A 19,595-nucleotide genomic window follows, 5' to 3' on the forward strand; every position below is an offset into this window, starting at 1 on the left:
CTCCGGCATGCTGCCCGGATGGCCTATCATTCCTGTGACGAGGCCACAACGACCGCTCAGCGTGCGGTCAGTCGGGCCTGCATCCGCAAGGCATGGCTGGCATCGCTCGCAGCGGCGGGCAGCGCGGCGGAATAGGCGACGCGAACGACATCCGCGATCTCGGGCCGGATCACGGCAGGACCGCCCTCACGCACGATCGCCAGCGGCGACACATCGGTGAAGGCAAGATCGGACCACAGCAATATGGACTGCACCGCCTGCCCCAGCGCCAGCGTTTCCGCCGGAATGTCGCGCATGTGCTCATCCATCCTGACGAACACGAAGCAGGCACGAATGCCGCCCTCGGCATCGAAGCGAAAGATCCGGTACTGGTTCGCATCCGCGCCCTGCAAACGGGACACGAGCGTCGGCAGTTCTGGAATCAGCCGGTGCAGGTCGGGCGTATCGCTCAGCTCCGCCCAGTCGCGCAGAAAGAACCACATCATGTTCGAGCCAAGCTCAGGGTCGGTTTCCGCCAGGGGCGTTCCCGTCAACGAGGTGACGGCTTGCAAGGCGCTCTTTACCACCGCGATGGTTTCATCCTCGACGCCGAAAACCACCGGGGCGACCGGGCGGTTCCAGCGCGCGAACACATAGGTGCCGTCGGAACGGGTGAACAGTTTGCTCAGATCGAACGGATCGGACATGGACTCACTCCGGCTCGGATTTCGGATCGAACAGGTCCGACTGGTCGGCCCGACGCGGGGGCGCCAGACCCAGATGCGTCCACGCCTTGTGCGCCAGCATCCGGCCACGGGGGGTCCGGGCGATCAGGCCCTGCTGCAACAGGAACGGCTCGATCACTTCCTCGATGGCGTCGCGGGCCTCGCTCAGCGCGGCGGCGATGGTTTCCACGCCGACAGGTCCGCCGCCGTAATTGTCGGCCAACAGGTGCAGATAACGTCGGTCCGCGCTGTCCAGACCCAGATCATCGACACCCAGCCGGGTCAGCGCCCGGTCCGCCAGCTCCTGCGTAACGGTGCCGTCCCCCTCGACGATGGCGAAATCGACGACCCGGCGCAGCAGGCGGCCCGCGATGCGGGGGGTGCCGCGCGCCCGGCTGGCAATCTCCCGCGCGCCGTCGGGTGTGGCGGGCGCACCCGACAGCCGCGCCCCCCGCTCAACAATCCGGACCAGTTCGTCCACGGTATAGAATTCCAGCCGCGTGGGAATGCCGAAGCGATCGCGCAGAGGGGTCGTCAGCAGACCCAGCCGCGTCGTCGCCCCGACCAGCGTGAAGGGTTGCAGGTCGATCCGGACCGTGCGCGCCGCCGGCCCCTCACCGATCACGAGGTCCAGTTCGAAATCCTCCATCGCGGGATAGAGGATTTCCTCCACCACCGGATTCAGCCGATGGATTTCGTCGATGAACAGAACGTCATTCGCGTCGAGATTGGTCAGGATCGCCGCCAGATCACCGGCCTTGGCCAGAACCGGCCCCGACGTCATGCGGAAGTTCACGCCAAGTTCGCGGCTGACGATCTGCGCCAGCGTCGTCTTGCCCAGACCGGGGGGGCCATAGAACAGCGTGTGGTCCATCGCCTCACCCCGGCGACGCGCGCTTTCGATAAAGACACGCAGATTCGCCCGTGCCTCCGCCTGCCCGGTGAAATCGTCGAGCGTTTGCGGACGCAGGGCGCGGTCGGCGTCCTCTGGCTGCGCGGCGGGTTCCATTGAAATCGGATCGGTCATGTCTGCCTGTTCCTGCGGTCGCCCCGTTGTCGCAGCAGGCGGCGACAGGGACAAGGGCGGGTCTATCCCTTGGGTGCCAGCAGTTTCAGCGCCGCCTTGATCAGGGTGCCGGCATCGCCACCCTCACCTGCGGCCTGCGCCACCGCGCTTGCCGCCTCTCCGTGACCATATCCCAGATTGACCAGTGCCGACAGCGCATCCGCCTGTGCCATGCCATCACCAGCAGGTTCCGGCGGCCGGTCGTCGATGATTTGTGGTTCGGTCGGAACGGCGCTTGCCGCGGGGGCATGAGCCATCGCACGACGCGCACCGCTGGCCCCCAGGGCCATGATCGCGGGTGCCTTGTCCTGCAATTCGTTGACGACACGTGCCGCAATCTTGGGGCCGATGCCCTGCGCGGTCTTGACCGCAGCTACATCGCCCAGCGCGATCGCGCGGCTCGTCCCCTCCGGCCCCAGAGTGCCCAGAATGGCCAGTGCCGCCTTCGCGCCGACCCCCTGAACCGAGGTCAGCAACCTGTGCCATTCCTTCTCCGCCAATGTCAGGAAGCCGTAGAGCTGCATCAGATCCTCGCGCACCACCATCTCGGTATAGAGCGCGACATGCCCCCCCTCCGCCGGGAGAGTGGCAAGCGTGCGTTCCGAGCAATGCACGATATAGCCCACGCCGGCCGCCTCGATCAGCACGTGGTCGCCCATGCGGTAATCAAGCCGCCCGGATATCTTTCCGATCATCTCACCCTCCCGCGCGGGCGATGGCCGCGTCCAGTCGCCCTGCAAAGCGGGCATGATGCGCATGGCACAGGGCAATGGCCAGCGCGTCCGCGGCATCCGGCCCAGCGATTTGAATCCCAGGCATCTGCAACCGGACCATGTGATCGACCTGCGCCTTCGCCGCGTGACCGACCCCGACAACGACTTTCTTGACCTGATTGGGTGCGTATTCCGCCACGGGCAACCCTGCCTGAGCCGGAACCAGCAGCGCCACCGCCCGCGCCTGTCCCAGCTTCAGCGTACCTGCCGCATCCTTGTTCACGAAGGTATGTTCGACCGCCGCACAAGCCGGTGCATGCTCCCTTAGAACGATCTGCAATTGCGCGAACAGGGCGCAGAGCCGATTCGCCAGATCGGTGCCGTCGCCGGTACATGTGCCGTTTGCGACATGCGAAATGCGCGAACCCGACACATCGATGATTCCCCACCCCATGCGCCGAAGGCCGGGATCTATCCCTAGAACACGCATCCGCAAAATTCCCCTTGCCTGGCTTCTCCATCGCGATAGCACGAACCGGGAACATCGGCCAGCGGAAAAACCGCGCGGGGTCGTTTCGCGACATTCGGAATTCGCAAAACGACATGGCCGGGCCGCTATGCAACGCCCCGCCTGAAGTCATGTAAAAATAACATATCTGCCGCGCATTTTTTCTATTGTCGCAGCGGATTTGTGTTGCCAAATGCGGGCTCGGAAGCAGGAGCAACACCACCCCATCCAAGGAAATACCACGATGGCACTGACAGCATATTCTACCCCCGCGCCGCTCGGCTCGGACCTCGTCTATCGTTTCGTGACCAAGATCGAGCATATCCTGCTTGACCTGCGCGCTCTGCCGCGGGCGCGCGCCACGCAAAGGGTGCTGAACAGTCTGAGCAATCGTGAACTGGCCGACCTTGGACTGGTCCGCGCGGACATCCAGTACATCGCGCGCAATCTGTGCCATCGCGCTCTTTAAGAGAGCCGAATTTTTCCGCAATGGCCGTCCCGATGCTTCGGGGCGGCCTTTTTTTGTCAGCTGCGGCGCAGGGTCAGCGTCGTCCACTCCCCGATGGACCGGCGATCCAGTCGGGTGAAGCCCCAGCCCTGATAGGTCCGCTCGACCCCGGTTGCCTGACGGTTCAGGATCCCTGACAGGATGATAATCGACCCGGCCTGCGTATGCGCGGCCATCTGCGGCGCGAGTTTGCGCAGCGGACCCGCCAGAATGTTGGCAAAGACCAGATCGTAGGGCGCACGCTCATGCAGGCGAGCCTGACGAAAGCCGGGGGCGGTCACGCACGCCACCCGATCGCCCAGTCCGTTCCAGCGCATGTTGGCCACGGCGGTTTGGGTCGCGACCGGATCAATGTCCGATGCGATGGCACGGCAGGGGAACGCCTTCGCCGCGGCCATCGCCAACACGCCCGTGCCAGCCCCGATATCAGCGACGTTCTCGGCCCGCAGGCCCAGCCTGATCAAGGCATCGAACGACAGCAGGCATCCCAGCGTCGTATCGTGATGCCCGGTGCCGAATGCCATTGCCGCGTCGATTTCAAGCGGGATCTGATGGATGCCCGCAGCACCGCGATCATGCGAGCCATGCACGAGGAACCGACCCGCCGGAACGGGGGACAACTCGCGCCGGACCTGCGCCACCCAGTCCCTGTCGTCCAGTTTTGACACCGCGAATTCCGCCGATCCGTGAACCGCCGCCAGCAGAGCCAGCGCGATCTCATCCGGTTTTTCGGTGAAATAGCCGCCAACCTCCCACAGGCCGGATCCGTCTTCGACCTCGAACACGCCTACGCCGGTTGGTGAGGGGTCGAGATGTTCGAGCGCCTCGGCCAGGGCCAATCCGGGCTTTTCGCCAGCCAGCGTCGTCAAAGCGGTCCAGGTCGTCATGTCAGCATCCTCGCTCAGGTTCAGCGCGGTATGAGGCGCGCGCAGACCTGAATCAAGCCCAAGGTGCCCGCAATCCCTGTCAGGCGGCCGTTCCGATGGGGCAGGTCACGCCCGTTCCGCCGATACCGCAATAGCCTGCCGGATTCTTCGCCAGATATTGCTGGTGATAATCCTCGGCGTAATAGAACTCCGGCGCGTCGATGATTTCGGACGTGACAGCGCCATAGCCTGCCTTCTTGAGTCGCCGGGCAAAATCCGCCTTGGTCCGCTGAGCCGCATCGCGCTGCGCCTCGCTATAGGTGTAGATGCCGGAGCGGTACTGCGTGCCCACATCGTTGCCCTGCTGCATCCCCTGGGTTGGATCGTGCCCCTCCCAAAAGACCTTGAGCAGGTCTTCATATGAGATCACCGCCGGATCGTAGTGAACCAGAACCACCTCGTTATGACCGGTCCGGCCCGAGCAGACCTCCTGATAGGTGGGATTGGGCGTATGGCCGGCGGCATAGCCCACCGCCGTCATCCAGACGCCATCCAGCTTCCAGAACATCCGTTCCACACCCCAGAAACAGCCCATGCCGAACATCGCGGTCTCCAGCCCCTCGGGGAACGGTCCCTTCAGCGGGCGCGTGTTGACGAAGTGCTGCTCCGCCGTCGGCAAAGCGGTCTCGCGCCCCGGCAACGCATCGGCGGCGTCGATCATCGTTGATTTCTTGCGGCTGAACAGCATGGAACCCTCCTTGGCTTCAAGGGCAGAGATAGGAGGTTTCGGGTGCTTCGCAAGGGGAACGCTCCGCTACGCGGCCCTGTCTACTCCGCCGGTGCGACGGCCAGCCGGGGGGCAAAGATCGTCTCATGCCCCTTGGCGGGATGGCGCGGGATCAATAGTGCCAAGACCAAGGAAACGCAGGCGAATCCCGCCGCCAGAACGAAAACCCCCGCAGGAGATGTCAGCCACAGATAGCCCAGCGCGGCAGGCAACCCCACCGCGGCAATGTGATTGATCGTGAACGCCACCGCCGCCGTGGGCGCGATGTCCTGAGGGTCGGCGATCTTCTGAAAGTAGGTCTTGAGCGCGAAGGCCAGTGCGAAGAACAGGTGATCCAGAATGTAGAGCCCGGCCGCAATCGTCACGCCCCATACCAGATCGCCCCAGTTTGCGAAATACAACGCGCCATAGGCGAGGAAGATGCCGATCAGCCCGATATATTCGAATGTCAGCGCCCGACGTTCGCCATACCGCTGGACGAAACCGCCCATCATCGGCGCAAAGACCATGTTCGCCAGATAGTTGGCCAGAAACAGCCCGGTGACCTGATGCACCTCGAAGCCGAAACGCTCAACCATCATGAAGGCCGCGAACACCACGAAGATCTGCCGCCGCGCACCCGCCATGAATTGCAGCGCGTAATACAGCCAGTACCGCCGCCGCAGGACCATGCGCTTGGTCTGCGGGTTGGGGCTGTCAAACTGGGGGTACAGCACGAAACACAGCACCGCCAACAGGACCGTCGCGCCACCCCCGGCCAGATAAACCGCCTCGTAGGTCCAGCCGAAATTCTTCCAGCCCAGCACCAGCAGGCCGTAAGCCAGCAGCGATGCGCCCGACCCGACCGCCACAATCCAGCCAAGCATTTGCGGGGCGCGCTTCTTGTCGATCCATTGCAATTGCAACGACTGGTTCACCGTCTCGAAATAATGGAACCCCATCGAGCTGATCAGGGTCGTGGCCAACAGCCCCTCGAATGTCGGGAAATAGGCGGTCACCGCCACCGCGACACCCAGCATCATCAGACTGACCAGCCCCAACACCTGTTCGCGCACGAAGATGATGATGGCGATCACACCGACGGCCAGAAAGCCCGGAATTTCCCGCACGGTCTGCAACCAGCCGATATCGGAGCCGTCGAACTGCGCCGCCTCGATCACGAAGTTGTTGAGAAGCGCGCTCCACGTCGAAAAGGCGAGCGGCATCGCCGCCGCCATCACGATCAACAGCGCCGTGGGCCTGCGCCACAAGGGCAAAGCCCTTGCCTGTTCCAAACTCATGCTTCGCATGGCACCGCGTTACGCCCAAACGATCACCGCGCCAACAAGAATAAGTGTCACCAGTACAATCCACCGCAATCTGATGGGCAGACTGACGGGCGGCTTGATAGACGGCCTGTCGGGACAACCGTCATGCAGGTGCCGCGCCGGGTGCGGCGAAAGCTCGACAACCCGTGGATCCCCCAACGGATCATGCAGAATGGCATCGGCATAGATTCGTGCCAGCTCCGCCCGATCGCTGCGCTTATGCGCGGCTCGACTATGTGCAGTTCGACGCATGTTACCCCCCTACTCGACTCGGTTTGTTCACGTAATGTTCTCATCTTTCATCCCGGTCGCGCAAGCCCCGCGAACACGTCATCCGGGCTTTTCGTTCCGGTTTTCCCGGGTCACACTGCCGCAGTCTGACATCATGTGGAGGGACGGGTATGACGCAGCCGATTTTCGACGGGCACAATGACTGCCTTCTCAAATTGCATCGCGGCGGGCCCGGTGCGGCTGCCCGATATCGGGGTGGGATGCCGGGGCACGTGGACCTGCCAAAGGCGAAGTCGGGCGGTTTCGCCGGTGGGTTCTACGCCATGTTCGTTCCGGACGAGGGCCCGATGGATTGGAGCGTCATGCGTAACGCGCAATACGATCTGCCCTTGCCGCCGAGGGTCGCGCAGGAGGCCGCGCGCGCCGTCGTGGTGGAGCAGGCCGCGATCCTGAAGGAGCTGCACGACCGCGGCGACCTGACCATCTGCACCGACGCGACGACCCTGCGCGATACCATCGACCAAGGGCAGCAAGCCGCGATCATGCATCTGGAGGGGGCGGAGGCGATCGACCCCGAATTGCAGTACCTCGATACCCTGTATGATCTGGGCCTGCGTTCACTGGGACCGGTCTGGAGCAGGCCGACGATCTTCGGTCACGGCGTTCCGTTCCGCTATCCGTCCGACGGGGATACCGGGCCGGGTCTGACCGACGCCGGATTCCGTCTGGTCGAGCGGTGCGCGCAAATGGGGATCATCGTGGATCTCAGCCACCTGAACGTTGCAGGCTTTCATGATGTCGCGACGACGGGGGTGCCCTTGGTCGCGACGCATTCAAACGCCCATGCGATCTGCCCGCACGCCCGAAATCTGACCGACGATCAGTTGCGCATGATCGGTCGGACGAACGGCATGGTCGGGCTGAACTTCGCCAGTGCCTTTCTGCGCCCGGACGGACAGATGCTGCCGCAGGGCGCACTGGAATGGATGGTGCGGCATCTGGATCACATGATCGAACTGGCGGGTGAGGATCATGTGGGCTTCGGCTCCGATTTCGACGGTGCCGTGGTGCCGGAGGAAATCGGATCGGTCGCTGGTCTGGATGCACTGCGTGAGGCGATGGTCACCCATGGCTATGATGACGCGCTGATGGAAAAGCTGTGTGCCGGGAACTGGATCGCGCTGTGCGAACGTGTCTGGAAACCCGCGCCCCGGATCACCGCGTCTTAGCCCACCATGGCCCTCCTGCCCCAACCGCCGCGCCCTTGGATCAGCGGACGCGGCGGCAGGTAAAGTTGGACGCGTATGTCAGTTGGACATGTTAATTGGACACGGGGCCGGGAACAGTACCCGCCGCCTGCGCTTCGCGGTAGGCGGCCTCAGCTTCGGCCTGCAACCGCTCCCCCCGACGCATCATGTCGCGCCCCTTGTCGATATCACCTTCGCCGGAGCGAACCAGACGGCGGCCGCGGGACAGGTCATCCTCGCCTTCCTCGACCAACGCCGCCCCATCGGCGATCAGCTCCGCGCCTTCGGACCACTTCTCCCCGATTTCCGCGACGGCACCGCCCTGTGCCTCCAACCGGCCGCCGAACGTGGTTTCGTCGGGCGATGACGAACATCCCGCAAGCACTGCGACAACACAGCCGAGCAGGGTGGCTTTGATACTTGAATTCACGAAAGTTACCTCACACATGGCCGGACCATTCCGGACATCCGGGAACTGCGCGGCACACGATCGCTTTCAATGCGGCGCAACTCAAAAACCACATCTGTGACAAATATATTCCTGCACGCTGTCTGAAAATTGGGCTTCACCCCTGCCGCGTTTGCGGTATAATCGCCCACATGAGCACACCTACGATCATTCGCGACCTCCTAGTCCTTAGCAGCCTCTGAGCGTGCCGGGACCCTGGCGCGCGCGCTCAGGGGATCGTGACGAGAGCGCCGGATCGACCATATCAAGCTCATAAGGATACCCGACATGACCGACCAGAAACAGGACCAGGTCCTGATTTTCGACACGACATTGCGCGATGGCGAGCAATCGCCCGGTGCCTCCATGACCCATGACGAGAAGGTGGAGATCGCGACCCTGCTCGATGAGATGGGCGTGGACATCATCGAGGCAGGCTTTCCCATCGCCTCCCCCGGAGATTTCGCCGCCGTTTCGGACATCGCGAAAGCAGCGAAACAGGCGCAAATCTGTGGCCTCGCCCGTGCCGCGATCAGCGATATCGACCGCGCATGGGAGGCAATCAAGCATTCGCAGCGCCCCCGCATCCATACGTTCATAGGCACGTCCCCCAGCCATCGCGGCATTACCGGGATGAGCATGGACGACATGGCCGATCACATTCACAACATGGTCACCCATGCGCGCAATCTGACCGATAACGTTCAATGGTCCTCGATGGATGCAACACGGACGGAGCACGACTTCCTCAAGCGGACGGTGGAAATCGCGATCAAGGCCGGGGCGACCACGATCAACGTGCCCGATACGGTCGGCTATACCGCCCCGCGCGAAAGCGCCGAACTGATCCGCATGCTGATCGCCGAGGTTCCCGGCGCGGATGAGGTGATCTTCGCCACGCACTGCCACAACGATCTGGGCATGGCGACGGCGAATTCGCTGGCCGCGGTCGAGGCAGGCGCGCGCCAGATCGAATGCACCATCAACGGCCTGGGAGAGCGGGCGGGCAACACCGCACTGGAGGAAGTCGTGATGGCCCTCAAGGTGCGCAACGACATCATGCCATACCAGACGCGGATCGACACGTCGCGCATCATGCATGCCAGCCGCATGGTCGCCTCCGTCTCGGGCTTTGCGGTGCAGTACAACAAGGCCATCGTGGGCAAGAACGCCTTCGCCCACGAATCCGGCATCCATCAGGACGGAATGCTGAAAAACGCAGAGACGTTCGAGATCATGCGCCCCGAGGATGTCGGCCTCGCTGAAACGTCGCTGGTGATGGGCAAGCATTCGGGCCGTGCCGCGCTGCGCTCGAAGCTGGAAAACCTCGGCTATGAGCTGGGCGACAACCAGCTCAAGGACGTGTTCGTCCGGTTCAAGGATCTGGCCGATCGCAAGAAGGAAGTCTATGACGAGGATCTGGTCGCGCTGATGTCCGACCAGACCACCAGCGCGGGCCATGACGCGATCCGTCTGGCGGAGATGGAGGTGCGCTGCGGCACCACCGGACCTCAGACCTGCACCATGGTCCTGCTGATCGAGGGGGAGGCCCAGCGCGCCGAGACCACCGGCGACGGCCCTGTCGATGCGACGTTCAATGCGCTCAAGGAAATGGTGCCGCATACCGCGCGCCTGGCCCTCTATCAGGTGCATGCCGTGACGGAAGGGACCGACGCGCAGGCGACCGTCAGCGTCCGGCTGGAGGAAGACGGCAAGATCGTCGCAGGCCAATCCAGCGACACCGACACGGTCGTCGCCTCGGCCAAGGCGTATATCAATGCGCTCAACAAACTGATGGTCCGGCGTGAGAAATCAGCACCCGAGGAACTGGCAAGCTAACGCACCGGCGCGATAATATCGCAATTCAATGAAAGCTGCCCGGTCTTACGGGCGGCTTTTTTGTGCGGGGGGGCGTTGCCCGCTAGGCCAGCGCCTCTCTCGAACTCACGGTCAGGGCGGCCATTGCCGCGACCCATGGGAACGGGCCATGGCTGATGCGGGCGACGCCGCATTGCGCCAGATCGGCGCGCGTCATGCTGTTGGGATAGAGCAGGATATTCACCGGCATCGGCGCGCGGTCACAAATGCTGCGGATCAGATCGAGGTCTCGTACACCCGGAACGAACAGGCTGTCGCCTCCGGCCCGTGCATAGGCGTCTGCGCGCGCCAATGCACCCTCCACCATCGCGGGGTTGTGCGTGTCCGGTTTCGACTTCAGAAAAATGTCCGTGCGCGCGTTGATCCACAACGCACCCGCCGCACCGGATCGAACCGCTGCAATCCTGCGGCATTGCTGGGCCGTATCGTACAGATCGTCGCCACCGATGACCTTATCCTCGAAGTTCACGCCGACAGCACCGGTATCCACCACCCTTGCCGCATTGGCCGCTAGGTCCGAAGGCTCCACCGCGTAGCCGCCCTCGAAATCCAGCGTAAGCGGCACATCGACCGATGCCGCTATCCGACGCGCATTTTCCAGCGCCAGGTCCAGGGGCAAATCCTGCCCGTCCTCATATCCCAAGGCCCCCGCAACGGAAGCGGAGCCAGTGGCAAGTGCTTCGGCTCCGCCCTTGGCAACCGCGCGGGCACTGCCGGGATCCCAGATATTGAACAGCACCAGCGGGTCGCCCGGCTGGTGAAGTCTGGCGAAATGCGCGCGTTTTTCCGATTGGTTCATGTTTGCCTCCCTGCGGATCAGAGTGCCGTGGAACCTTCTGCCCCGCGACAGCGCAATTGTCGTAGACACAATTTATCGCGTGGGGTGATTCGCGGCGTCCGGCAGCAGGCGGTCGCTGCACAATATTGCCCACGCAAACCGGCGGTTCTTTGCCGAGCGCGCGGACAGCAGGGGATCTGCGCCTGCATTGGAACTCATTCGCGCCCTACACGCCCTTTACGCTGAGCGGCTGTGGAACGTATAAGACACACATATGGATGCGCACAGACGCTGCATGAAAATAGCGCGCGCATCGGGTCAGGGGCAGTGCGTCGATGTTCAATATTATTTCCGGCATGTTTTCTTCGGACATGGCGATCGATCTGGGAACCGCCAACACGTTGATCTACGTGAAGGGCAAGGGCATCGTTCTGAACGAGCCTTCGGTTGTGGCATATCATGTACGCGACGGACGAAAGCAGGTTCTCGAAGTGGGTGAGGACGCCAAGCTGATGCTGGGCCGAACCCCGGGTTCGATCGAGGCGATCCGCCCCATGCGCGACGGGGTCATCGCCGATTTCGACGTCGCCGAGGCGATGATCAAGCATTTCATCCGCAAGGTGAACAAGCGCGGCAAGCCGAAGATCATCGTCTGCGTGCCCCACGGCGCCACTCCCGTGGAAAAGAAGGCCATCCGCGAAAGCGTTCTGGCCGCCGGCGCACGCAAGGCCGGACTGATCGCGGAACCTATCGCCGCCGCCATCGGTGCCGGATTGCCGATCACCGAACCGACCGGGTCGATGGTCGTGGATATCGGCGGTGGCACGACCGAGGTTGCGGTGCTGTCGCTGGGCGATATCGTCTATGCACGTTCGGTGCGCGTCGGCGGAGATCGGATGGATGAGGCGATCATCTCCTACCTGCGCCGCCAGCATAACCTGCTGGTGGGTGAGGCGACCGCCGAGCGGATCAAGACCTCGATCGGATCGGCCCGTATGCCAGAGGATGGCCGGGGACAGGCCATGGAAATTCGTGGCCGTGACCTGCTGACCGGTGTGCCCAAGGAAACCGAAGTTACTCAGGCCCAGGTGGCCGAGGCGCTGGCCGAACCCGTGCAGCAGATATGCGAGGCCGTGATGACCGCGCTGGAGGCCACGCCACCCGATCTGGCCGCCGATATCGTGGATCGCGGCGTCATGCTGACCGGCGGCGGCGCGCTGCTGGGCGATCTCGACCTGGCCTTGCGTGAGCAGACGGGCCTCGCAATCACCGTGGCCGACGATGCACTGAACTGCGTGGCGCTGGGCACCGGCAAGAGCTTGGAATTCGAGCGTCGCCTGCAACACGTTATCGACTACGGAAACCATAACTGATCGACCAGAGCCAGAACTGGTCGACGAGAGTAAGAGTCCACGCGATTGGCGAACACCACGCCACAGCGTTTTCGAGTGCCCGTCAGGGGGAGGCCGCGATTGGCCTATGTGAGCGGACAGAAACAAACGAGCCTTTGGCGCACGACCCGGCAGATTTTGCTGGGCGTGATCGTCCTCGTCTGTCTTACCCTGTTCGTGCTGTGGCGGATCGACAGCCCGCGGGTCGAACGGTTGCGCATGACCCTGGCTGACGCGGCATTGCCCAGCATGGAATGGACGACGCGACCCGCTGCGCGGTTCACCAACATGCTTCAGGATTTCCAGTCCTATGTCCGCGTCTATGAGCAGAACGAGGAACTGCGGCGTGAGTTGCAGACGATGAGCGGCTGGAGGGAGGCGGCCCTGCAACTCGAACAACGCAACGCACGGCTTCGCGCCTTGAACAACGTCCAGCTCTCACCCCGCGCCACGTTCATCACGGGGGAGATCATGGCCGACAGCGCCGGACCTTTCAGTCGGTCCGGGCTGCTCAATGTCGGGGCGGGCAACGGCGTGACCGACGGGTCCGCCGCACTGGACGGATTGGGGTTGGTCGGGCGCATTTCCGGCGTGGGTGAGGAAACCAGCAGAGTGATCTTCCTGACCGATATCAACAGCCGCGTGCCGGTGGTCATTCAGGGATCGGGCCAGCGGGCGATCCTGACGGGCGACAACACCGACGCCCCCCTGATCGATTTCGTCGAGGATACCGCCCGCGTTCGCCCAGGCGACCGGGTCGTCACTTCGGGCGACGGGGGCGTGCTGCCGGCGGACGTTCTGGCAGGTCAGGTCATCGTTGCGGCAAACGGCCAGTTGCGACTGCGTCTGGCGGCGGATTACGATCGTCTGCGCTTCGTGCGCATCCTCAACCACCGGCCACAACCCACGATCCACCGCCCCGGTGGCCTGATCGCGGATGAGCCATTCTTCTTTGCGGAGGAGCCGGAATGATCCGTTGGGCGGTCCGCATCGCCATGCTGATCCTTGCCGGTTTCGGGTGCATCCTGCTGTCCGCAATCCCCTTGCAACCGGGCGCGCCGCAATGGCCGATGCCTGACCTGCTGTTCGCATTGTGCTGCTATTGGGTTCTGCGCAGACCGGGCAGCGCGCCCTTGATCGTGGTTTTCGCGTTGGGACTGGCGGCGGACATGCTGCTGATGCGCCCCGTCGGGATCGGGGCACTGACCCTCGTCCTGGCGACGGAAGTGTTGCGGGGCCAATCCAGGCATCTGCGCGAAGTACCGTTCGTTGTGGAATGGGCGATGGTGGCGGCTTTGATTAGCATGGGCGTGGCGATGCAGGCCGTGCTGATCTGGATCAGCCTCGGCTCACCGCCGACCGTCGGGCAACTTGGCCGATACGCGGCCGGTACGATGCTCAGCTATCCTCTCGTCGCCCTGATCTGCGGGGGGCTGCTGGGGCTGCGCCATCGCGGCAACGGCAAATTGACGTATTCGACCTATCTGGGGGAGGGCTGACATGGCACGCGGCGACAAGGGAGGCCCCACGATCACGCGTCGTGGTCTCGTGTTGATGGGCGTTCAGCTTGCGCTGGTCGGAACGCTGGGCTGGCGGATGCGCCATCTGCAGGTGGAGGAGGCGGAACGTTACCGTCTGCTGGCCGAGGAAAACCGTATCAACATCCGGCTTCTGCCCCCGGCACGCGGGCTGATCTATGACCGTGCGGGCAATCCGATCGCGGTGAACCGGCAGAACTATCGCATCGTCATCGTGCGTGAGGGCGCGCGCGACCCCGAGGAGGTGCTGCGCCGTCTGTCCCGCCTGATCGAGATCAGCCCCGACCGGCGCGAGCGTGTCCTGCGCGATATCCACGCCCGTCCCGCCTTCGTGCCCGTCACCGTCGCGGAACATCTGGACTGGGAAAGTTTCGCCCGTGTCGCCGCGAACGCCCCCGCCCTGCCCGGCGTCCTGACGGAGGTGGGGCTGTCGCGGCACTATCCCGCAGATGACATCTTCGCCCATATCGTCGGCTATGTCGGGCCGGTTTCAGACTACGACCTCAGCCGGATCGAAGACCCCGACCCGCTGTTGCAGATCCCCGACTTCCAGATCGGCAAGAACGGGGTGGAAAAACGGGCCGAGGCAGAACTGCGCGGCGCGGCGGGAAATTCCCGCATCGAGGTGAACGCCAGCGGACGCGTCATCCGCGAACTGGACCGGGTCGAAGGACGCTCCGGCCAGGATCTGCAACTGACCATCGACAGCGGGCTACAGGACTACACCCTGCGACGGATGGAGGGGGAGAGCGCCGCCACCGTCGTGATGGACATCAGTACAGGGGAAATCGTGTCGATGGCCTCCGCGCCGTCCTTCGATCCCAACAGTTTCGTGTTCGGCATCTCGACCGGCGAATGGAACGCGCTGAACCAGAACGAATACCGACCGCTTTACAATAAGGCGGTGTCCGGATTGTACCCGCCCGGCTCCACCTTCAAGATGGTCGTCGCCCTCGCCGCGCTGGAGGATGGCGTCATCGGGCCGGGGGACACCGTGTTTTGCGGCGGCTCCATCGAGATCGGCAACCGCCGGGCCTATTGCTGGCGCCGGGGGGGCCATGGCTGGATGGACATGCGCGACAGCCTCAAGAATTCGTGCGACGTGTATTATTACGACGTCGCGCAGCGTGTCGGCATCGACAAGATCAGCGCAATGGCGAACCGTCTGGGCATCGGCGTCCGCCATGATCTGCCGCTGCCCGCCGTGCGCGCGGGAAACATGCCCGATCGCGACTGGAAAATGCGCGTACATGGTGAAAGCTGGCTGATCGGCGACACGGTCAATTCGGGTATCGGACAGGGTTTCATGCTGGCCTCCCCGTTGGAGCTGTGCGTGATGACCGCCCGGATCGCATCGGGAAATGCCGTGACGCCCAAGCTGATACGCTCGGTCGATGGTCTGCCCAGTGCGATGGATCCGGGCGAACCGATCGGGCTGAACCCGAACGCGCTGGACGCGGTGCGCGGCGGCATGTTCGCGGTGTCGAACGACCGTCGCGGCACGGCCTACCGTGCCCGCATCGCAGCACCCGGAATGGCCATGGCGGGCAAGACAGGCACCTCACAGGTTCGCCGCATAACGGAGGCGGAACGGCGCACCGGTGTTTTCCGCAATGAGGATCTGCCGTGGAACCGGCGCGACCATGCGCTGTTCGTGGCCTTCGCGCCGTTCGACGCACCGCGCTACGCCATCGCCACGATTGTCGAGCATGGCGGCGGCGGCTCAACCGCGGCCGCGCCCATCGCGCAGGATGTGCTGATCCGCGCGCTCTACGGTCCCGAACCACCGATCGAGGCCTGGCCCTCAGCCCTACACCAAACCATACGCGAACGTCGCCGTCTGGGTCAGGACAGCGCCAGCGTCCAGCGGAGCAGGGCATGATCTATTGGGAGCAGATGAACGCACGCCCGACGCCGACCGGCCCGGCGAAGCTGCTGCACGTTCACTGGCCGCTGGTGATCCTGATCTTCTGCGTCTGCGGGGCCGGATTCCTGATGCTCTATTCCGTCGCCGGCGGGAACATGGATACCTGGGCGCGCCCGCAGATGATGCGGTTCGGGCTGGGTGTCGTCGTGATGCTGATCGTGGCGATGATCCACATCGACTTCTGGCGGCGTATATCGGTGCTGACCTATATCGGCGGGCTCGCCTTGCTGGTCGCGGTGGAATTCATGGGCGAGGTCGGCATGGGTGCGCAAAGGTGGATCGACATCGGCCCCCTGCGCCTGCAACCCTCCGAAGTGATGAAGGTCGCGCTGGTCATGGTGATCGCGCAGTACTACGCATGGTTGCCGCGCGACAAGGTTTCGAACCCCTTCTGGGTGGCGCTTCCCCTTCTCATGACAGCGATCCCGGTGTTTCTGGTGCTCAGGCAACCGGATCTGGGCACCGCCATTCTGATGATCGCGGGGGCGGGCGTGGTGATGTTCCTGGCGGGCGTCAGCTGGTGGTATTTCGGAACCGCCATCGCGGTGGTCAGCGGCACGGTCTGGGCCGTGTTCGAATCGCGCGGGCAGTCGTGGCAATTGCTCAACGATTATCAGTACCGCCGCATCGACATCTTCCTCGACCCATCGATGGACCCGCTGGGGGCCGGATATCACATCACGCAGGCCAAGATCGCGCTGGGCGCGGGCGGCCTGTCGGGGCGGGGTTTCATGCAAGGCACGCAGAGCCGCCTGGATTTCCTGCCTGAAAAGCACACCGATTTCATCTTCACCTCGCTGGCTGAACAGTTCGGCTTCCTCGGCGGGTTGACCCTGCTGGGTCTGTACACCGCGATCATCATGTTCTGCCTGCTGTCCGCCTTCTCGAACCGCGACAGGTTCGGGGCGCTGATGACAGGGGGGCTGACGGCGACGTTCTTCTTCTTCTTCGCGGTGAACATGGCGATGGTCATGGGGCTGTTGCCGGTGGTCGGGGTGCCGCTGCCGCTGGTCAGCTATGGCGGTTCGGCGATGCTGGTGTTGCTGGGTGCGTTTGGCTTGATACAAAGTGCGCATATCCACCGACCGCGAGGAGCCGATGCATGATCAACGTGCTGTTTTCCGCCACACCGGAAGCCTGGACCGCCTATGCGGAACCGCTGAGGACAACCTTCGCGCAGGAGGGCATCGAGGTCGCGCTCGGCACGGATCTGGCGCCGGAAACGGTTGACTGGATCATTTATGCGCCCAATGGCGGGCTGCACGATTTCACGCCCTTCACGCGGCTGAAAGGGGTGCAAAGCCTGTGGGCCGGGGTTGAACAGATCGTGGGAAATCCAACCCTGACGGTGCCGCTCGCCCGTATGGTCGATCCCGGTTTGACGCAAGGAATGGTCGAGTGGGTGGTCGGTCATGTCCTGCGTTATCATCTGGGCATGGACGCGGATATCCAGCGAACCGACGGCGAATGGGTCAAACATCTGCCGCCGCTGGCCCAACAGCGGCCGGTCGCGATGCTGGGCCTCGGGGCGCTGGGAACCGCATGTGCGCAGGCTCTGTCCGCTCTGAACTTCGATATGCATGGTTGGAGCCGATCCGCCAGGCAGATCGACGGCCTGACCTGCCATCACGGTGATGACGGATTGGACGACATTCTTTCCACGGCCCAGATCGTCGTGACGCTGCTGCCATCGACGCCGGCCACGGAAAACCTGCTGAATGCGGATCGCCTCTCCCGACTGCCACGCGGTGCGATGCTGATCAATCCGGGTCGCGGCCCCCTGATCGACGACGAGGCCCTGATCGCCGCGCTCGATTCAGGTCAGATCGCCCACGCGACGCTGGACGTATTTAGGACCGAGCCGCTGCCGCGCGATCATCCATTCTGGACCCACCCGAAGGTGACGGTCACCCCGCATATCGCATCCGAAACCCGCCCCGACAGCGCCGCGCGAACCGCAGCACAAAACATTGCCCGTGCCCAGCGCGGTCAGCCCTTGCAGCACGTCGTGGATCGCAAGCTGGGTTATTGAGACCGGCGTGAGAATGATCCGTCGGGATTGAGGAACAAGGTCGGATCCGGGGCAATGTCAAACGCGCTCGGCATCGGCTCCGCGATAACCTGATCCGGCATAACCTGATCCGGCGCGGGCTGAGCGGACGGTGCCGGGCGCGTCAACGCGTTCGCCATCGGATCGGCGAGGTCCAGCGCCTCGGGCGGTTTTTGCGTTTCGGTATTTTCGGCAGCAACCTGCGTACGAGCACCGTCCCCGAACATGTCGGGACGCAGACACGGGTTCCACTGCTCGACACCGGTGAACGGTTCGGCGCGGCTCTCCCACGGCAGGGTACAGAATATCTCGACCCAGTCATCGGGAATCGCGGTCAGGTCGGCACCGGCCGTCAGGTCGTAGGGAATGTTGTCGTCGGTGAACTGGCGGCGCGGCTCGACCACCGGCTCCGGCTCGACAGGGGCCACGGCGACAACCTCAGGTTCCGCCACGCAACCGGCCAGCAGGGCAATCAACAGATATTTCTTCACACGACACCTCCGATGGCGCCCCGATTGGCGCCGACCTGCCCACGATGCAACAGGATATGATCCAGCAAGACGCAGGCCATCATCGCCTCCCCCACCGGGACGGCACGAATGCCGACACAGGGATCGTGACGCCCCTTGGTCACGACCTCGACGCTCTCACCTGACTTGGTGATCGAACGGCGCGGCGTCAGGATCGAGCTCGTCGGCTTGACCGCGAAGCGTACCACGACATCCTGCCCGGTCGAGATACCGCCCAGGATGCCCCCCGCATGGTTCGAGGAATAGACAGGCCCGTCCGGCCCCATGTCGATCTCGTCCGCATTTGCCTCTCCGGTCAGGGCGGCGGCGGCCATGCCCTCACCGATCTCGACGCCCTTCACGGCATTGATGCTCATCATCGCGGCGGCCAGATCGGTGTCCAGCTTGCCATAGACAGGCGCACCGATGCCTGCGGGCACGTCCTGCGCCACGACCTCGATCACCGCCCCGACGGAGGAATGCGCCTTGCGTATCCCATCCAGATATTCGGCGTAATGCGCGGCGGCGGCGGCGTCGGGGGTCCAGAACGGGTTGTTCTCAACCTCATCCCAATCGCGCGCATGGGCCACGTGCGGTCCCATTTGCACCAGCCCACCGATGATGCGCAGACCGGGGGCGAGGGTTTTCAGAACCTCCCGCGCGATGCCGCCCGCCGCGACCCGTGCGGCGGTTTCGCGCGCGGAACTGCGCCCGCCGCCGCGATAATCGCGGATACCGTATTTCTGCCAATAGGTAATGTCTGCATGACCTGGGCGAAACGTCTCGGCGATGGTTCCGTAATCCTTGGAGCGTTGGTCCGTATTCTCGATCATCAACTGGATCGGCGTGCCTGTCGTCTGCCCCTCGAACACGCCGGACAGGATGCGAACCTCGTCAGCCTCACGCCGTTGGGTTTCGAACTTGGTCTTGCCGGGTTTGCGCTTGTCCAGCCAGTGCTGGAGCATCCCCGCATCGACCGGAACACCTGGGGGGCAGCCGTCCACCGTGGCACCCAGCGCGGGGCCGTGGCTTTCACCCCAGGTGGTGACACGAAACATATGACCGAAAGAGTTGAGGGACATGTGCGCAGGCTCCTTTACAGCCGTTTACCGCGCCGGGCTGCGGGCGTCCATGCCGGT

Annotated in this window: 20 protein-coding genes; 9 read left to right on the top strand and 11 right to left on the bottom strand. The window is 63.7% G+C overall.

Going from position 1 to position 19,595, the window contains the following annotated elements; translation table 11 throughout:
* Window positions 1–56: 56 nt before the first annotated feature.
* From H1S03_RS10180 to ruvC, 4 genes are all read right to left on the bottom strand, one after another.
* Window positions 57–686 (bottom strand): hypothetical protein, encoded by a 630-nt coding sequence (locus H1S03_RS10180; RefSeq protein WP_185804343.1) that lies wholly within the window; start codon window positions 684–686, stop codon window positions 57–59.
* Between the two features lie 4 nt (window positions 687–690).
* Window positions 691–1,731, bottom strand: a complete 1,041-nt coding sequence (gene ruvB / locus H1S03_RS10185) for a Holliday junction branch migration DNA helicase RuvB (RefSeq protein ID WP_166187792.1) — start codon at window positions 1,729–1,731, stop codon at window positions 691–693.
* A 62-nt stretch (window positions 1,732–1,793) separates the two neighbouring features.
* Window positions 1,794–2,465, bottom strand: coding sequence for a Holliday junction branch migration protein RuvA (gene ruvA, locus H1S03_RS10190; RefSeq protein WP_185804344.1), 672 nt, complete (start codon window positions 2,463–2,465; stop codon window positions 1,794–1,796).
* 1 nt (window position 2,466) lies between these two features.
* Window positions 2,467–2,973 (bottom strand): crossover junction endodeoxyribonuclease RuvC, encoded by a 507-nt coding sequence (gene ruvC / locus H1S03_RS10195; RefSeq protein WP_166187796.1) that lies wholly within the window; start codon window positions 2,971–2,973, stop codon window positions 2,467–2,469.
* 262 nt (window positions 2,974–3,235) lie between these two features.
* Between ruvC and H1S03_RS10200 the strand changes: the two genes are divergently transcribed.
* The gene (locus H1S03_RS10200; RefSeq protein WP_185804345.1) at window positions 3,236–3,460 is read left to right on the top strand and encodes a DUF1127 domain-containing protein; all 225 of its coding nucleotides are present in this window, start codon (window positions 3,236–3,238) and stop codon (window positions 3,458–3,460) included.
* 56 nt (window positions 3,461–3,516) lie between these two features.
* Here H1S03_RS10200 and H1S03_RS10205 read toward each other — a convergent pair whose 3' ends face one another.
* The 3 genes from H1S03_RS10205 to H1S03_RS10215 all read right to left on the bottom strand — a co-directional run bounded on the left by H1S03_RS10205 (window position 3,517) and on the right by H1S03_RS10215 (window position 6,441).
* On the bottom strand, window positions 3,517–4,386 hold the full coding sequence (locus tag H1S03_RS10205; RefSeq protein WP_185804346.1) for a 50S ribosomal protein L11 methyltransferase: 870 nt from the start codon (window positions 4,384–4,386) through the stop codon (window positions 3,517–3,519).
* 79 nt (window positions 4,387–4,465) lie between these two features.
* Window positions 4,466–5,113, bottom strand: a complete 648-nt coding sequence (gene msrA / locus H1S03_RS10210) for a peptide-methionine (S)-S-oxide reductase MsrA (protein ID WP_185804347.1) — start codon at window positions 5,111–5,113, stop codon at window positions 4,466–4,468.
* Window positions 5,114–5,193: 80 nt separating this feature from the next.
* A complete protein-coding gene (locus tag H1S03_RS10215) occupies window positions 5,194–6,441 on the bottom strand; it encodes an MFS transporter (RefSeq protein ID WP_185804348.1) in 1,248 nt (415 codons plus the stop codon).
* 419 nt (window positions 6,442–6,860) lie between these two features.
* Here H1S03_RS10215 and H1S03_RS10220 point away from each other — a divergent pair, with 419 nt between their 5' ends.
* Window positions 6,861–7,919: a dipeptidase gene (locus tag H1S03_RS10220; RefSeq protein ID WP_185804349.1), complete on the top strand. Its 1,059-nt coding sequence runs from the start codon at window positions 6,861–6,863 to the stop codon at window positions 7,917–7,919.
* 91 nt (window positions 7,920–8,010) lie between these two features.
* Here H1S03_RS10220 and H1S03_RS10225 read toward each other — a convergent pair whose 3' ends face one another.
* A complete protein-coding gene (locus tag H1S03_RS10225) occupies window positions 8,011–8,367 on the bottom strand; it encodes a hypothetical protein (RefSeq protein WP_185804350.1) in 357 nt (118 codons plus the stop codon).
* A 306-nt stretch (window positions 8,368–8,673) separates the two neighbouring features.
* Here H1S03_RS10225 and H1S03_RS10230 point away from each other — a divergent pair, with 306 nt between their 5' ends.
* Complete coding sequence (locus H1S03_RS10230) at window positions 8,674–10,224, top strand: 2-isopropylmalate synthase (RefSeq protein WP_185804351.1); 1,551 nt, start codon at window positions 8,674–8,676, stop codon at window positions 10,222–10,224.
* A gap of 82 nt (window positions 10,225–10,306) precedes the next feature.
* On the opposite strand, the gene H1S03_RS10235 is transcribed toward H1S03_RS10230, so the two are convergent.
* On the bottom strand, window positions 10,307–11,062 hold the full coding sequence (locus H1S03_RS10235; RefSeq protein WP_185804352.1) for an isocitrate lyase/PEP mutase family protein: 756 nt from the start codon (window positions 11,060–11,062) through the stop codon (window positions 10,307–10,309).
* A gap of 314 nt (window positions 11,063–11,376) precedes the next feature.
* Here H1S03_RS10235 and H1S03_RS10240 point away from each other — a divergent pair, with 314 nt between their 5' ends.
* From H1S03_RS10240 to H1S03_RS10265, 6 genes are all read left to right on the top strand, one after another.
* Window positions 11,377–12,414: a rod shape-determining protein gene (locus H1S03_RS10240; RefSeq protein WP_166187814.1), complete on the top strand. Its 1,038-nt coding sequence runs from the start codon at window positions 11,377–11,379 to the stop codon at window positions 12,412–12,414.
* Window positions 12,415–12,513: 99 nt separating this feature from the next.
* Complete coding sequence (gene mreC, locus H1S03_RS10245) at window positions 12,514–13,404, top strand: rod shape-determining protein MreC (protein WP_221892668.1); 891 nt, start codon at window positions 12,514–12,516, stop codon at window positions 13,402–13,404.
* Window positions 13,401–13,931, top strand: coding sequence for a rod shape-determining protein MreD (mreD, locus tag H1S03_RS10250; RefSeq protein WP_185804353.1), 531 nt, complete (start codon window positions 13,401–13,403; stop codon window positions 13,929–13,931). The genes mreC and mreD overlap by 4 nt, the downstream gene beginning before the upstream one ends.
* Window position 13,932: 1 nt before the next feature.
* Entirely contained in the window at window positions 13,933–15,852 is a 1,920-nt protein-coding gene (gene mrdA, locus H1S03_RS10255) for a penicillin-binding protein 2 (RefSeq protein WP_185804354.1), read from the top strand.
* Window positions 15,852–17,003, top strand: coding sequence for a rod shape-determining protein RodA (gene rodA, locus H1S03_RS10260; protein ID WP_430700899.1), 1,152 nt, complete (start codon window positions 15,852–15,854; stop codon window positions 17,001–17,003). The genes mrdA and rodA overlap by 1 nt, the downstream gene beginning before the upstream one ends.
* Entirely contained in the window at window positions 17,000–17,929 is a 930-nt protein-coding gene (locus tag H1S03_RS10265) for a 2-hydroxyacid dehydrogenase (RefSeq protein ID WP_185804356.1), read from the top strand. The genes rodA and H1S03_RS10265 overlap by 4 nt, the downstream gene beginning before the upstream one ends.
* On the opposite strand, the gene H1S03_RS10270 is transcribed toward H1S03_RS10265, so the two are convergent.
* Both H1S03_RS10270 and aroC read right to left on the bottom strand, forming a co-directional pair.
* Window positions 17,923–18,438, bottom strand: a complete 516-nt coding sequence (locus H1S03_RS10270; RefSeq protein ID WP_185804357.1) for a hypothetical protein — start codon at window positions 18,436–18,438, stop codon at window positions 17,923–17,925. The two genes, H1S03_RS10265 and H1S03_RS10270, sit on opposite strands and share 7 nt — an antisense overlap.
* Window positions 18,435–19,538: a chorismate synthase gene (gene aroC, locus H1S03_RS10275; RefSeq protein WP_185804358.1), complete on the bottom strand. Its 1,104-nt coding sequence runs from the start codon at window positions 19,536–19,538 to the stop codon at window positions 18,435–18,437. The genes H1S03_RS10270 and aroC overlap by 4 nt, the downstream gene beginning before the upstream one ends.
* Between the last annotated feature and the right edge of the window lie 57 nt (window positions 19,539–19,595).

It is taken from the genome of Pontivivens nitratireducens, assembly GCF_014235845.1.
Taxonomy (GTDB): domain Bacteria; phylum Pseudomonadota; class Alphaproteobacteria; order Rhodobacterales; family Rhodobacteraceae; genus Pontivivens; species Pontivivens nitratireducens.

Bases quoted from the DNA above. Each gene is read 5' to 3' on its own strand.
- H1S03_RS10220 (WP_185804349.1), top strand. From the start codon at position 6,861: ATGACGCAGCCGATTTTCGACGGGCACAATGACTGCCTTCTCAAATTG.
- H1S03_RS10265 (WP_185804356.1), top strand. From the start codon at position 17,000: ATGATCAACGTGCTGTTTTCCGCCACACCGGAAGCCTGGACCGCCTAT.
- H1S03_RS10200 (WP_185804345.1), top strand. From the start codon at position 3,236: ATGGCACTGACAGCATATTCTACCCCCGCGCCGCTCGGCTCGGACCTC.
- H1S03_RS10180 (WP_185804343.1), bottom strand. From the start codon at position 686: ATGTCCGATCCGTTCGATCTGAGCAAACTGTTCACCCGTTCCGACGGC.
- ruvC (WP_166187796.1), bottom strand. From the start codon at position 2,973: ATGCGTGTTCTAGGGATAGATCCCGGCCTTCGGCGCATGGGGTGGGGA.
- H1S03_RS10235 (WP_185804352.1), bottom strand. From the start codon at position 11,062: ATGAACCAATCGGAAAAACGCGCGCATTTCGCCAGACTTCACCAGCCG.
- ruvB (WP_166187792.1), bottom strand. From the start codon at position 1,731: ATGACCGATCCGATTTCAATGGAACCCGCCGCGCAGCCAGAGGACGCC.
- H1S03_RS10230 (WP_185804351.1), top strand. From the start codon at position 8,674: ATGACCGACCAGAAACAGGACCAGGTCCTGATTTTCGACACGACATTG.
- H1S03_RS10240 (WP_166187814.1), top strand. From the start codon at position 11,377: ATGTTCAATATTATTTCCGGCATGTTTTCTTCGGACATGGCGATCGAT.
- mrdA (WP_185804354.1), top strand. From the start codon at position 13,933: ATGGCACGCGGCGACAAGGGAGGCCCCACGATCACGCGTCGTGGTCTC.
- msrA (WP_185804347.1), bottom strand. From the start codon at position 5,113: ATGCTGTTCAGCCGCAAGAAATCAACGATGATCGACGCCGCCGATGCG.
- H1S03_RS10205 (WP_185804346.1), bottom strand. From the start codon at position 4,386: ATGACGACCTGGACCGCTTTGACGACGCTGGCTGGCGAAAAGCCCGGA.
- H1S03_RS10215 (WP_185804348.1), bottom strand. From the start codon at position 6,441: ATGCGAAGCATGAGTTTGGAACAGGCAAGGGCTTTGCCCTTGTGGCGC.
- ruvA (WP_185804344.1), bottom strand. From the start codon at position 2,465: ATGATCGGAAAGATATCCGGGCGGCTTGATTACCGCATGGGCGACCAC.
- mreD (WP_185804353.1), top strand. From the start codon at position 13,401: ATGATCCGTTGGGCGGTCCGCATCGCCATGCTGATCCTTGCCGGTTTC.
- aroC (WP_185804358.1), bottom strand. From the start codon at position 19,538: ATGTCCCTCAACTCTTTCGGTCATATGTTTCGTGTCACCACCTGGGGT.